The sequence below is a fragment of the Planococcus sp. SSTMD024 genome (genome assembly GCF_041320495.1).
In the GTDB taxonomy this organism is placed as follows: Bacteria; Bacillota; Bacilli; order Bacillales_A; family Planococcaceae; genus Planococcus.
In genome coordinates this window covers 312208-324178 of record NZ_JBGGNS010000023.1, presented here as the reverse complement: position 1 = coordinate 324178, position 11971 = coordinate 312208, and the positions used below count along the sequence as shown (strand labels likewise).

14 protein-coding genes are annotated in these 11971 nt (G+C 43.5%); 2 read left to right on the top strand and 12 right to left on the bottom strand.

What is annotated here, in order from left to right; all coding sequences use genetic code 11:
- Positions 1-18: 18 nt before the first annotated feature.
- The 4 genes from topA to AB9R92_RS15915 form a co-directional block, all read right to left on the bottom strand.
- Entirely contained in the window at positions 19-2088 is a 2070-nt protein-coding gene (gene topA, locus AB9R92_RS15930) for a type I DNA topoisomerase (RefSeq protein ID WP_370670415.1), read from the bottom strand.
- 109 nt (positions 2089-2197) lie between these two features.
- Positions 2198-3085 (bottom strand): DNA-processing protein DprA, encoded by an 888-nt coding sequence (dprA, locus tag AB9R92_RS15925; protein WP_370670414.1) that lies wholly within the window; start codon positions 3083-3085, stop codon positions 2198-2200.
- 85 nt (positions 3086-3170) lie between these two features.
- Positions 3171-3914: a hypothetical protein gene (locus AB9R92_RS15920; RefSeq protein ID WP_370670413.1), complete on the bottom strand. Its 744-nt coding sequence runs from the start codon at positions 3912-3914 to the stop codon at positions 3171-3173.
- A 323-nt stretch (positions 3915-4237) separates the two neighbouring features.
- Entirely contained in the window at positions 4238-4600 is a 363-nt protein-coding gene (locus tag AB9R92_RS15915) for a YolD-like family protein (RefSeq protein WP_370670412.1), read from the bottom strand.
- 140 nt (positions 4601-4740) lie between these two features.
- Here AB9R92_RS15915 and AB9R92_RS15910 point away from each other — a divergent pair, with 140 nt between their 5' ends.
- Positions 4741-4977: a YozE family protein gene (locus AB9R92_RS15910; RefSeq protein WP_121297666.1), complete on the top strand. Its 237-nt coding sequence runs from the start codon at positions 4741-4743 to the stop codon at positions 4975-4977.
- A 70-nt stretch (positions 4978-5047) separates the two neighbouring features.
- Here AB9R92_RS15910 and AB9R92_RS15905 read toward each other — a convergent pair whose 3' ends face one another.
- The 6 genes from AB9R92_RS15905 to AB9R92_RS15880 form a co-directional block, all read right to left on the bottom strand.
- Entirely contained in the window at positions 5048-5644 is a 597-nt protein-coding gene (locus tag AB9R92_RS15905; protein ID WP_370670411.1) for a hypothetical protein, read from the bottom strand.
- A gap of 17 nt (positions 5645-5661) precedes the next feature.
- Positions 5662-6057, bottom strand: a complete 396-nt coding sequence (locus AB9R92_RS15900) for a DUF6941 family protein (RefSeq protein WP_370670410.1) — start codon at positions 6055-6057, stop codon at positions 5662-5664.
- Positions 6058-6249: 192 nt separating this feature from the next.
- Positions 6250-7371 carry an N-acetylmuramoyl-L-alanine amidase gene (locus AB9R92_RS15895; RefSeq protein WP_370670409.1) on the bottom strand — a complete coding sequence of 374 codons (1122 nt, stop codon included), beginning with the start codon at positions 7369-7371 and terminating at the stop codon, positions 6250-6252.
- Positions 7372-7373: 2 nt separating this feature from the next.
- Positions 7374-7640, bottom strand: a complete 267-nt coding sequence (locus AB9R92_RS15890) for a holin (RefSeq protein WP_370670408.1) — start codon at positions 7638-7640, stop codon at positions 7374-7376.
- Entirely contained in the window at positions 7637-8152 is a 516-nt protein-coding gene (locus AB9R92_RS15885; RefSeq protein WP_370670407.1) for a phage holin family protein, read from the bottom strand. Before AB9R92_RS15885 ends, AB9R92_RS15890 begins: the two co-directional genes overlap by 4 nt.
- 356 nt (positions 8153-8508) lie before the next feature.
- Positions 8509-8679 carry a hypothetical protein gene (locus AB9R92_RS15880; protein ID WP_370670406.1) on the bottom strand — a complete coding sequence of 57 codons (171 nt, stop codon included), beginning with the start codon at positions 8677-8679 and terminating at the stop codon, positions 8509-8511.
- Between the two features lie 61 nt (positions 8680-8740).
- On the opposite strand from AB9R92_RS15880, the gene AB9R92_RS15875 reads away from it, so the two are divergent.
- A complete protein-coding gene (locus tag AB9R92_RS15875) occupies positions 8741-9415 on the top strand; it encodes a hypothetical protein (protein WP_370670405.1) in 675 nt (224 codons plus the stop codon).
- A 142-nt stretch (positions 9416-9557) separates the two neighbouring features.
- Here the strand turns inward: AB9R92_RS15875 and AB9R92_RS15870 are convergent, their stop codons facing one another.
- Both AB9R92_RS15870 and AB9R92_RS15865 read right to left on the bottom strand, forming a co-directional pair.
- Complete coding sequence (locus AB9R92_RS15870; protein ID WP_370670404.1) at positions 9558-11699, bottom strand: pectate lyase family protein; 2142 nt, start codon at positions 11697-11699, stop codon at positions 9558-9560.
- A gap of 22 nt (positions 11700-11721) precedes the next feature.
- A complete protein-coding gene (locus tag AB9R92_RS15865) occupies positions 11722-11967 on the bottom strand; it encodes a hypothetical protein (protein WP_370670403.1) in 246 nt (81 codons plus the stop codon).
- Between the last annotated feature and the right edge of the window lie 4 nt (positions 11968-11971).

Here is an 11971-nt window from a genome sequence, read left to right as displayed (position 1 = left end):
TAAAACACCTCTATATAGTTATTGAACTTCTTCTTTGTAGTCGCATGCTGTGCAATTGATCTGCACGCCTTTTTTCACTTTCTTTTCGACCATCAAGCTGCTGCATTTCGGGCATGGGCGTTCGATCGGTTTGTCCCATGACACAAATTCGCATTCCGGATAACGTTCGCAACCGTAGAACACGCGGCGCTTCTTGCTTTTCCGTTCGACGATCTCGCCTTTTTTACAAGTCGGGCATTTGACGCCGATATGCTTGACGATCGCTTTCGTATTGCGGCATTCCGGGAAATTGCTGCAGGCCATGAACTTGCCGTAGCGCCCCAGTTTGAACACCATCGGCGAACCGCATTCCTCGCAATCTTCTCCAGCCGGTTCGTCTTTGATCTGGACTTTCTCCATTTCATTTTCAGCCACTTCGAGATCTTTGGCGAACTCTTTGTAGAAGACATCGATGATTGCGCGCCAGTCAACTTCACTTTCTTCGATGCTGTCCAAGTCATTTTCCATTTTTGCGGTAAACTCGATGTTCAGAATGTCCGGGAAGAAATCACGCACCAATTGATGGACGATTTCCCCAAGTTCAGTCGGGATGAAACGCTTGGCATCGAGTGCGACATATCCGCGTTTTTGGATTGTATCCAAAGTTGGAGCATAAGTCGACGGGCGGCCTATTCCAAGCTCTTCCAAAGTGCGCACCAGGCGCGCTTCTGTATAGCGCGGGGGCGGCTGCGTGAAATGCTGGTTCGGCGTGATTTCAGTCGCTTTGACTTTATCGCCTTCCTTCATTTCCGGGAGGATATTGTCTTTTTCCTCTTTCTTGTCGTCTGTCCCTTCGATATAGAGCTTCATGAACCCAGGAAACTTCACTTGGGAACCGTTGGCACGGAAAATCGCTTCGCCGTTTTGCAGCTCTGCCATCACCGTATCAAGGACAGCGGGTGACATCTGGCTTGCCACAAAGCGGTCCCAGATCAGCTTGTACAAGCGGTAAAGATCGCGCGACAAAATGCTCTTCAGCGATTCCGGCGTGCGGTGGACGCTGGTCGGGCGGACAGCTTCGTGGGCATCCTGCGATTTCTGGGATTGTTTGGCTGCAGCTTTCTGCGTTACATATTCTTCCCCGTATTTATCAAGGATAAAGCCAATGGTATCTTGCTTGGCCGAGTCGGAAATCCGCGTGGAATCCGTACGCATATACGTGATCAAGCCCGTCACGCCTTCTTTGCCGACCGAGATCCCTTCATAGAGCTGCTGGGCAAGCATCATCGTTTTCTTGGCGCGGAAATTCAGCTTACGCGCTGCTTCTTGCTGGAGTGAGGATGTAGTGAAAGAAGGAGAAGGATTGCGTTTGCGTTCTTTTTTGACAACGCTCTTGACGACAAAATCCTTGCCTTTCATTGTGGATAAAACGTCTTTGACATCTTTTTCATTGGAGAGCTTCAGTTTCTTTTCCGGGGTCCCGTAAAACTGCGCCTCGAATGTTTTCTTCGCTTTTTCGAACTCACCTGTAATCGACCAATACTCTTCAGGTTCGAAATTCTTGATTTCGTTTTCACGGTCGATAATAAGGCCCAGTGCCACCGATTGAACACGGCCGGCCGACAAGCCTTTTTTCACTTTTTTCCATAAGATCGGACTGATGCTATAGCCGACAAGACGGTCGAGGATGCGGCGCGCCTGTTGGGCATCCACCAAATCCATATCCAATTTGCGTGGTTGCTTGAAGGCGTCTTTAACCGCGTCTTTCGTAATTTCATTGAACACGACGCGGCAATCCGAATCGATATCCACCCCAAGTGCGTTCGCCAAATGCCAGGCAATCGCCTCGCCTTCTCTGTCGGGGTCAGCCGCGAGAAAGACTTTTTTTGCTTTTTTCGCTTCTTTTTTCAGGTCTTGCAAAATCGGGCCTTTTCCGCGAATCGTGATATAGCGGGGCTCGTAATTGTTTTCGACATCTACCCCCATCTGGCTGCGCGGCAAATCGCGCAAATGGCCGAGAGAGGCTTTCACTTTATACTTTTTTCCCAAATACCGTTCAATTGTCTTCGCCTTTGCGGGCGATTCGACAATCACCAAATAATCCGCCATTCATACTCCTCCTCATAGAGGTCTCTTCAAATTGTGTAAAGAATCACCTGATGCAAAATGTATAACAGTTTTTGGCTGATTGCAAGGCTTTTCGTCGAACCGCCAGTTTTCAGCTTCTCAATTGGCGGTATTCATCCAGCACTTGAGCCCCGTTCCAGATGGGTTTTGCGCCTTCTGCAATCAATTTATGCGGGCCGGCGGATAGCGGGGAAAAGATATCCCCAGGAATGGCAAAGATATCTTTTCCATGGTCCAGTGCATGCTCAATGGTGCTCAATGTTCCACTTTTCACTTCTGCCTGTGTGACGATGACCCCTTTCGACAAGCCGCTGATGATGCGGTTGCGCATCGGGAAATTCCACTTTCTAGGAGGCATGTACGGTGGATACTCACTTAACAGCAATTGAGTTTCTTCTATTATAAAGGTCAAGGCATCGTTGATTTTCGGATAGCGATGTGAAAAGCCACTGCCGATGACAGCGATGGTTTTGCCGCCGCAATCGATGGCGCATCTGTGCGCCATTGCATCCGCGCCTTTCGCCAAACCGCTGACAATGACGAAGCCTTCTGACAGTAAGGGCGGAAGCAATTGCTGAATAACCGATTGCGAATAGCTGTCGGCTTTTCTAGAACCGATGACCGCTATCTTTTCAGGGGCATCCAGCAAAGTAAAGTCGCCTTTCAAATAAAGAACGGCGGGCGGATCGATCAACTCGTGCAATGAGGATGGATAAAGGGGGTCGCGATAGGTGAGGGCTCGGATGTTTTGTTGTCTGTAGATAGACGAAAAGGGGGTATCCAAGTATTTGAGGTATGCTTGCTTTAAAGTGCTTGCTTTCTCCATAGGGATTTGAAGTGTTTCAGCGATGTCAAAGGGGCTCCGTAAATCCAAATACACCAAATCGGGATCGCCTACCAGCAGCAGCTTTAGCCGGTTCAAAGGCTTTGGATATACATAATGCAAAGCAAGCAGGCGTTGCGTAAATTCGTCGTTCATGACATTCCTCCTCGTTTGAAGTCCAGCGCTCAAAAACCTGCGCTTTTTTCTATCATAGAGCTTTCCATTCCATTCGTAAATCTTTTTAAAAGCGAATTAGCCCTTTGTTGCGATGCGTATACCGTTTATCGTAATGTTCATGGAATTGTTCGACGGCGTGAAGTTCCACTTCACCTTGTGCTTTCTTTTCGAACGCCTGGAAGATGATGCGTGCAAAATTCCCCCGGCGCTCGCTGCGCAGTTCATCATCAGCCATCATTTCACGGAATACCCCGGCTTCTATCTCTTTTAACACCCCGGCAAAATACGAACTGTGATGGATCAATTCAAGTACACTTGCAGGTGCGTCCTCCTGCAATTCCTCATGGCAAATACACCACGCGGCGAATTGTTTCTCAAGCAGCCTGGCTTCTCTCAATAGCGGATCCGATGGTTCCAGCACATCTTTTAGGATGATGTTCGAAAAATCAAGATACCAGAACAAAAAATGAAGCAATTCCTGCTGGCTGTTTTTTGCAGGTTTCGCCAAGGATTGCAGGCGGGCCAATGCTTCATGACGGTCAAAGCGCCGATACTCTTCTTCAAGGCTATGGCTGTAGATCCGGTCCACCAGCAGTTCCCTGTCCACTGCTGATAGCGGATCTTTCCCCAATACCTCCAACTGATAAAAACTCATCACTTCAGGCAAAAACGGCACAATGAATTCGTTCATGATTGTCTGTTCCTTCACTTCCCGCTTCTTGGTTTTTGTCCTATTGTTTGCAATCTTCATTCCTGAAACTGCAGCGATTGCCCCAGCCGCTATCCCCAATACCCATTCCGCTTCCATTTCGCGCCCTCCTACATGCGTTTGATGCTCTTCATTCCATTATAAATGAGGAACGGCAAAAACCGCTGCATATTCACTTGAATTCTTTTCTGTTAATGGGCAGAAAGCAAAAAATCCCCGAAGCATCTGGTCAGATGCTTCGGGGATCCGTTGATTAATGAGTTTTACAAGCGTCGTAAGCAATGCAGATTCTGCCCTTGTTTTCTGTTGTATTCTACCGTTTATACATACGCGCCTTATATATAGTAGGAACTCAAAAAAACGACAAGTTTTGTACGCTCGTGTTTTATTGGTATGTGCGAAAATGTGTGCGAGTTTATCTTTCAGTCGATTAGTTGAACCGAAGTTATCATATCAACGGAAAGGCGCTTTGCTTTAAGTGAATCATCGCATACGATTGTGCGAGTGTGCAAGTCCATTTCTGTGATGGTGCCCACATGGTAATGATATTGATAATCCTTCCACATTTGAATTTCGGCTTGGCATCTTCGGACAAGTGCCAGCTCGATATTCTCCTGGAGGGTCTGCAAATCAAATTCATCCATTTCGGGTTTGGGCACTCTGTTATCTTCTTCTTTCCATTCTCTGAGCATCCGAATGTGTTCCGGCAGCATAAGGGATGTCCACTTCAGTGCTCCTCTATCCTGGACGTCTCCCACCATTTTACGATCTCTGTTTATACTCAATTCCACCACTCCTAATAAGAACATTTGTTCTTAATATACCACACTAATTGAGTAAAATAACCTATAAAATGAAAAATAACTGTATCAAAAGTATTTGCTATTGATATACTATCTTTATAACATGCAAAGGGGATAGTTTGATGGACGTTACATTTAGGGAGTGGCTTTACCAATTTAAAAACGATGACTTTCGAGTCGGCACTCTTGCCAGGTACGCCTACTGCGGCGCAGATTTTCCTGATACAAGAGAGTTCGACAAAGTGTACCATTACTTGAAATTCACAGCTGGCGCCGGTCCTGAGTTAATCGCGGGTTTTAAATTTGCTTACGACACCTATAGACATTCTACTAACGTTTACATATATCTTGAAAAATAAAATAAGCCCCTCAACATCGACTATTTTATGCTCGACGCGAGGGGCTTATATTATTTAAGTCCAAATGTGTTTATTGATTAAACAAAGCCAACATCAAAGTAACCAAAATAGCTACCAGAGCCACAAAAACCGTGATGTTTCCCCAAAAGTTTTGATTTTTAATGCTTTCAAAATACTTAGCGTGATCTTCAACTTTTGAGTTAACTCCATTTATCATCTTTTCGATTCGCTCTTCTCTCTCCTTAGTTTCTTGCCTAATACGTTCTTCTCTTTGTTGAGATTCTTGAGCAAATCTTTCAAGTTGGCGTTCATATCGTTCTTCACGGTCAGAAATTTCTTTTCTTGATCTTTCTTCACGTTCTCGCATATCAATTTTCAATTCTTTAAAGAGGGTGTCTGTAGAATCATGGTTATTCATTGTTTCATCCCCTTTATTCGCTACTGGATCATTTCCTCTATGAAAGTAACTCTGAATCGATGAACTAATATTTTCGGTTTCTGGATGCTTCATTTTCACAGCATTATTGCCATAAATATAGCCATCTATTTTAGATTCTTGATGCTTTTCCATCAACTTAAGTAAATCCTGTGGAGCTTCAAGTTCTTTGTCGTGATGAAAGTTCCACTTGATTGCTCCCCTTGTTGAAGTAACTGTAGATTCTGCCATCGTTTCACCTACTATTTTTAATCTAAAGGTTGTTTTATTACAGGTAATATCAGCTCTTTATGGTATTCATTTAATTCAACATTAATAACATAATCTCCTTCTTCTTTAAAAGAGACGTTAAGAAAGTTGACGTTAAATCCTCCATCTCCAAATTCTGGTCCTCCTTCTAATAATTCTACTTCAAAGTCCAGTTTATTAACTGCTAGTTCTTTTCCAGAAGGGCTAATTAACTTTACAGTTACATCATACTTTTGTGGTGTTAAATGAATCATTCCCACTGCAACAACAAAAGTATAGAAGTTAGGTAAAGATGGAAGAGCGATGGAGTTCAATGGTTTTTTTAAAATCACTTCACCACTTGATGTATTGAACGCTTCAGCACAAGCTATTATATGCCCAATTTTGTTAGTCAAAAGAAATGCCTCCTAAATACTAAGTAATTCCGTATCATTTATGTATCTATTATAGTATAGCATTAGAAATTAAAATGCTAAATCTTTAACTATAAACTCAATACAAAAAAAGCGCCGCAGGTGAGGACTCCTTTCTCTCTGCGGGGCTTTTGCGTAATAATACTATAGTGTTACCCTATTCTAATTATACTCTTATTTCAATTTCGCTGTTACGTTTTTTGCTGTGTCACTGCGTGTCTTGCCGGATAGATCAATAAGCTTGTCACCTTTGATTTTCCCTTTGCCGCCACCGGCAATGTAGATTTCTTTGGCGACTTGACGCTTCTCTGCATCTTTTCGGAAAAACACTCCGCACCCAAGTTGAAATGCCAAGAGAGTTGCTGTGCCTGCGTCGGCTGTTCCGTTGATTACTACTGCCGTTTGTTCCATGTCTTCTTCCTCCTTTTGTGCTGGTTTACTGACTACTGGTTTGGGCTGCGGTTTTTTCTCAAGCTCGGCCCATGTAGCTGCACCGATAATTCCATCATCGACAAGCCCTTGTGCTCTCTGGAAAGCCTTTGTCTGCTTGTCCGTGTCTTTGCCAAAAATACTGTCGATATCCGTTTCAAATCCGTGTCTGCCGAGTACAATTTGAGCATATTTCACATCTGCTCCGCGGCTGCCAATTTTCACGACCTCTCGGCCATCAGGAAGCACGACGGAATCGAGTGCTGTATCGAGTGCTTTCTTGCCGAAGAACTCCAGGGCGATATTCGCGTGAATCTTCATGAGCACTTTCTGTACTCTTGGATTGAGCAAGTAGTTTTCCAAGTCCGAACGCGTTGTGAAGAAAAAGCTCTCAGTGAGAACTGCCGGCATCTTCGAGTATTTGAGCATATAAAAAGACGACCAGCCGGTCGCCTGTGATGCGTATGTGCCCCCGGACCATGTTGGCAATCCGTTTGCTTTAATGTGCTTAGCGAAGATGTCCGCCGCCTTTTTACCAGCTGCGCTATTGTACCAATAGAAGGCCGCTGCACCCGTCGCCGTCCGGCTGGCTGAGGCATTACTATGGACATCAATCATTAAATCGGCGTCGTGTGCATTTGCATAAGCGACACGCTCTTTCAACGTCATCCGGCGTTTGTCTTGCTGAGGGAAAAGGACTGTGAATCCTTCTTTGCGAAGTAAATCTACAGCGCCCTTAGCAATGATGAAGTTCGTGTCGAATTCTTCGTAAACTCCATCTGCTTCTAAATTGGTCCGGACGCCCTTGCCCCCTGTTTTCTCCCATGTGTCGTGGTCATGGCCTGCAAATATGACGATCTTCGGCATTATTACTCACCCTCTTTCGTCATGCCTTCGCGTTGCTTCACGACTTCAAATAAACCAACACTTGCAAGACCGGCAAGTCCACCGGCCCATAAACGATTAACATAATCAAGATCCGTGAATGGTTCTGCCGCGAAACCGATAATCAAACCGACGATCAGCGCCAGTACAGAAACGAAGTTCACCGGAATATTGGTTGCTTTTTTAATGACCTCTACCAAGGCTGTAATAATAGGGACGAGAATCGATGCGAAAAATAATACTGCCGTCATTGTGTTTCCTCCTTTTTCTCTCGTTTTGTACTTTCTTGCTGAGCTTGTTGGAGTTCTTTGAGCAATGCTGCCTTATCGATTTGCTCAAGTACTGGATCTCGTAGTAGCTGCTGTTCTTTGCCACCTGGATCTCTATTTAATTTATCGAGCGCGTTATATAAAACTGGTGGAATGGGCAACCCCATCTGTGCGCAGTTTTCTAAAATGGAAAGCCCTTCGTTCACGACAAAGAAACTGGCGACTCCTAGAATCAAAAGACCGTTGGTATCCTGCCCCATGTGAATAAAAAAGTATTCGATGCCGGCCGTCATGGCCAAAACAACGAATACTGCGAATTTCTTTATAAGACCGGCCAGTCCGAGCGTGCTGTTTAACGATTTTGTCATCCACGCACGAAGTAGACCGGTGACCATATCCAAAAACATAAAAAATAATAGTACGACGGTGGCGGCATCAATCAAGCCTGCCAGATAAACTGCAAAGCTTGTAATTGTTGCCATAATTCCCTTCACCGCCGCGACCTCCCATCTGAGCATATGCTTCATCCTCTCTCATATCTCATTCCCCCTTGCGTCTCTATTTTCGGGTATATAAAAAGAGCGCCCCTGGGGACACTCTTGTAATTTATATTTTTCTCGAAACTACCGAAATTTATATTCACAATTATTTGTGAATAGGGTATTCTAATAATGTTCTCATCTTTCTATATCCCTCCCCTGATGCGTGTCTCCCAAGACCAGCGCACCAGGGGTTTTATTTTTGTCAAAACAAAAAGAGCGCCCTCTGGATAAGGACACCCTGAATCTTAATTTATTTTGTTTTGCTTACTACGCAGTTTGTTCCTACGAAGGCTCAAAATAAAAAAGCACTAGGCTTTCAGTGCTTCTAAAAAAGTCTCTTCATATGCTTTTTTTCTTTGCTCTAGTTCTTGATATACGTTGCATCCGCTAACATCTCGATCATGAAGGACAGTATCTTCAGCCCAATACCACTCATCTAAAAGCTCATTAAAAACTTCCATTAATTTCATTTTGTCCATTTTTAATCACCTACTTTAGTATATTATATACCATGTGGGCATACGAAAGGAGGTGTAGAAAATGAATTTTTCTGAATCAAAACTGTTACTTCGAGATGCAGAAGAGAAATTAAAAGAAATAGAAATACTCTATAATAAAGTATTTGACAATGAGGGTTCGACTAATCTTTTGAAAATGAAAATCAAACAGTATCTAGACAATGTTTTCTCTGCATTAGACTATTTAGCCTTCTCAATCTTCATGGAATACAGTGCCAAAAATGTACCCTCTGTTGCTATAGAAGGACATAAGAGCAAAGTTTATTTTCCAATAACAGAGTCGAATAAAGAGTTTTCGAAATATGTGAAAAGAGCATTCCCGGGATTGATTGAAGAAAACCCCGAAATTGTCGAAGCTATAAGGAAATACCAGCCCTTTCCCGGTCGATCGAAGTGGCTGAAAGATTTGAAAGTCCTAGCCAATGGCAATAAACATAGAAATTTGACCAAGCACACCCAACAACGCGATACGTACATCAAGGAAATAAAATTTGCTAACGGTGCAGTAATTAAAAATTTTTATGTGAGTTCTCCAGATGACATTTTACCTTTTTCGGGAGGCCCAATAATTTCTATCGAAGGAAGTACAGAAAAACACATTATGTTTGCCGACTTGGAAAAACCTGTTCTTAAAACTTTAAAAAGAATGTATGCTAGTGCTCCTACTATTATTGAGGATATTGAGAAAGCGAAGTAGGAAGGCCGCCACCTTCCTGCTTTTTTATTTTCATCATACCTTTTCCTCTAATTTCTTTCTACTTCTTATAAAGAGACTATTTATAATAAAAATAGGTACCCACCCCAATTTTGTCAATTTGACTAACTTAATTACCTTTATGTTACCCGATAACGGTTGCTGATAATATTCCCGCATACTGATGCGTTAGCGTCAAAGTAACCGCAGCGTCTGTCACATTCGTCACTGCAATATCGTTTGTTACTCCGCTGCTATTCTTGGCAATTACCGCAGCTTGTGCTTTGTGCGTATCGCCCACTCGAATAGTTGTAATTAAACTTGCCCAGTGGTTTGAATTACCAACGTGACTATATCCGGCAATAAGCGTCAGTAGCCTGCCGTTAGCAATACCGGAACTTGGCGGTATTGGAACGACCAGCGTGTGCGTTGTGCCGTCCGGAACTTTCACTTCGTTACTGTAAAGCGCCCCAAAAGCGACGCGATTTTTTTCAAAACGTTGGTCATTGATGGTTGCGCCATTCAAAAGAGACAAGGTTTCGATTTTTGTGTTGATGTCGAATCGATTGTTTACTGTCGAAGGTGTGTCCAATTCTAATATTTTTACCAGGCTGCTTACCATGTCATTCCCAATGCCAAGCAACCGTGTTCGTTCTAGAAATAGATTTTTCAACTTCGAGTAATTCAAGGTGCCGATGCAGTAGATGCTTCGCGTAAATCCATTGATATCGAAGTCTCGAAGTATTAAGTTGTTTACTTCGCCTACTATCTGAATACCACTCGTGCTCCCGGTTGCGCTACCTGGTAAAAGTTTTGGTGCATTTACGACAACTCCAGAAACATTATCAATCTGAATAGCGCTGCCAGCACTCCCTGCCGCGCTGATTGAGCAGGTTTCGTTGATTATAACTCTCTTCGCAACAGTTTTATTAGTAGACTTTATTTTCAAAGCATTAAATCCGTTGCCAATAATGGTGTTGTCGAAAACCCACTCTTGTGAAAAATCTCCACCTTCAGGCGTAAAGAAGTCGATAAGCGTTACATTTTTGCAGCGCAGATTATTAACAATATTGATTCCTAGTTCTTCGCTAGAGGGTTTATTTGTTTCAGCATCTACATCTTTCCCTGGGTTCGCTCCTGCAATTGGATTGCCGTAGACGATTACGTTTTCCCAAACTGCATCTCCCGATGTCGGTGAAATTCCATTTCGTCCGTAGTCGCCAATTTCAACATCTCTCAGTTTTAAGTTCTTCACTCTTCTCCACTGAATACCATCGCCATTAGTATTTTCTGTACGAACTTTTTCAATAAGAACATTGTCGATACAATAAAGACCAATAGCAGAACCTTGATCGGTTACACCTACTGTCTTGCCTGTGCCTTCAAAATTCATATTTTTAATACCCATGTTCTTATCAATGATTTCAGTTGATCCGAAGTTGGCATTTTCTAAAATTCTCGCATTTTTTGTGATGCCTATTCTTTTAAATTTCCCGCCGTTTAGGTCAAAAAAAACGTTCGATTTCAGCTTTACTGTTCCAGCAATTGCATATACGGCATTAGGAGGTCCTGTTATTGTTCCCCCTTTATCAGAATTTAGTAAGTCGATAACCTGCTGAACGATAGCTGTATCGTCAGTTACACCATCTGCGTTTGCTCCGTAGCTTTTCAAGTTCACTGCTATATCAGAAAGGCGTTGACCTGTTTCAGCCAATAGCGCAATAGTTTTCTCGTTGAATTGTCGCAAATTGGTCTCGCCCATTCGTGCGTCCAAGACCTCAGTGTCCTCTGTGAACGCACCGATTCCTTCCTCAACGCGCTGCTTTAACTCATCGACTTGAGGCACAATGGCCAGCTCAAATTGCTGCTGTTTTTGTTCCTGCTCGGTTCGGAGTTGAGAAACGGTCGTCACGCTAATTCCAACGAAATCCAAGTCGTCAGCAGAAGGTTTAATGTAAATCTTTCCTTCGAAATCACCAGATGGAAACTTCTTTCGATAATTCAAATCGTTCGGGTCAGTCGCAGTAAATTCTATCTGAAAATCACCATGTGGGAGAATCTGCTTTATAGTCAGCCGAATGAGATTTGCTTCTGAATCATAAGTAGCTGGACCTTCGAGCATGATCCCGCGACTATCCCAAATAGCAACCGAGATGTTTTTATTGGTCAGATCAACAGTTCTGCCCTGATAGTCTCGCGGAACAAACGCAAGATCAACGTGGTCGCCCTGTTTAAAAATACTGCCGCCTTCAACCAAGTCGAGGCGAGTATGATTTGTCATGTTCATTCGCTTATCACTCCTTCCCTCTTCATTCAATTACTCCACTTTTTGCGAAGCTATATGTTTTCTCACCCTTTGAAGAAAGCATTTTGCCGTGACTCTCGATTGCCGCGGCAATCTCCGAATCAGGAGTTTCTGCATTGAATTCAAGGTAAGCTGTGCTCTTGAAATCTGTATCCTGAGCCGTATAGAGAACCGTAAAGACGACTGCCTCTCGAGTTCCTGCAGCAGAACTATGCGTTTGATGCTGGATGTCCGTTACTTCGTATTGCATGATT

What these genes read in the sequence shown, in the direction of transcription:
- topA (WP_370670415.1), bottom strand. Translation starts at nt 2,088, where the DNA reads ATGGCGGATTATTTGGTGATTGTCGAATCGCCCGCAAAGGCGAAGACA.
- dprA (WP_370670414.1), bottom strand. Translation starts at nt 3,085, where the DNA reads ATGAACGACGAATTTACGCAACGCCTGCTTGCTTTGCATTATGTATAT.
- AB9R92_RS15920 (WP_370670413.1), bottom strand. Translation starts at nt 3,914, where the DNA reads ATGGAAGCGGAATGGGTATTGGGGATAGCGGCTGGGGCAATCGCTGCA.
- AB9R92_RS15910 (WP_121297666.1), top strand. Translation starts at nt 4,741, where the DNA reads ATGGACGTTACATTTAGGGAGTGGCTTTACCAATTTAAAAACGATGAC.
- AB9R92_RS15905 (WP_370670411.1), bottom strand. Translation starts at nt 5,644, where the DNA reads ATGGCAGAATCTACAGTTACTTCAACAAGGGGAGCAATCAAGTGGAAC.
- AB9R92_RS15895 (WP_370670409.1), bottom strand. Translation starts at nt 7,371, where the DNA reads ATGCCGAAGATCGTCATATTTGCAGGCCATGACCACGACACATGGGAG.
- AB9R92_RS15890 (WP_370670408.1), bottom strand. Translation starts at nt 7,640, where the DNA reads ATGACGGCAGTATTATTTTTCGCATCGATTCTCGTCCCTATTATTACA.
- AB9R92_RS15880 (WP_370670406.1), bottom strand. Translation starts at nt 8,679, where the DNA reads ATGGACAAAATGAAATTAATGGAAGTTTTTAATGAGCTTTTAGATGAG.
- AB9R92_RS15875 (WP_370670405.1), top strand. Translation starts at nt 8,741, where the DNA reads ATGAATTTTTCTGAATCAAAACTGTTACTTCGAGATGCAGAAGAGAAA.
- AB9R92_RS15870 (WP_370670404.1), bottom strand. Translation starts at nt 11,699, where the DNA reads ATGAACATGACAAATCATACTCGCCTCGACTTGGTTGAAGGCGGCAGT.
- AB9R92_RS15865 (WP_370670403.1), bottom strand. Translation starts at nt 11,967, where the DNA reads ATGCAATACGAAGTAACGGACATCCAGCATCAAACGCATAGTTCTGCT.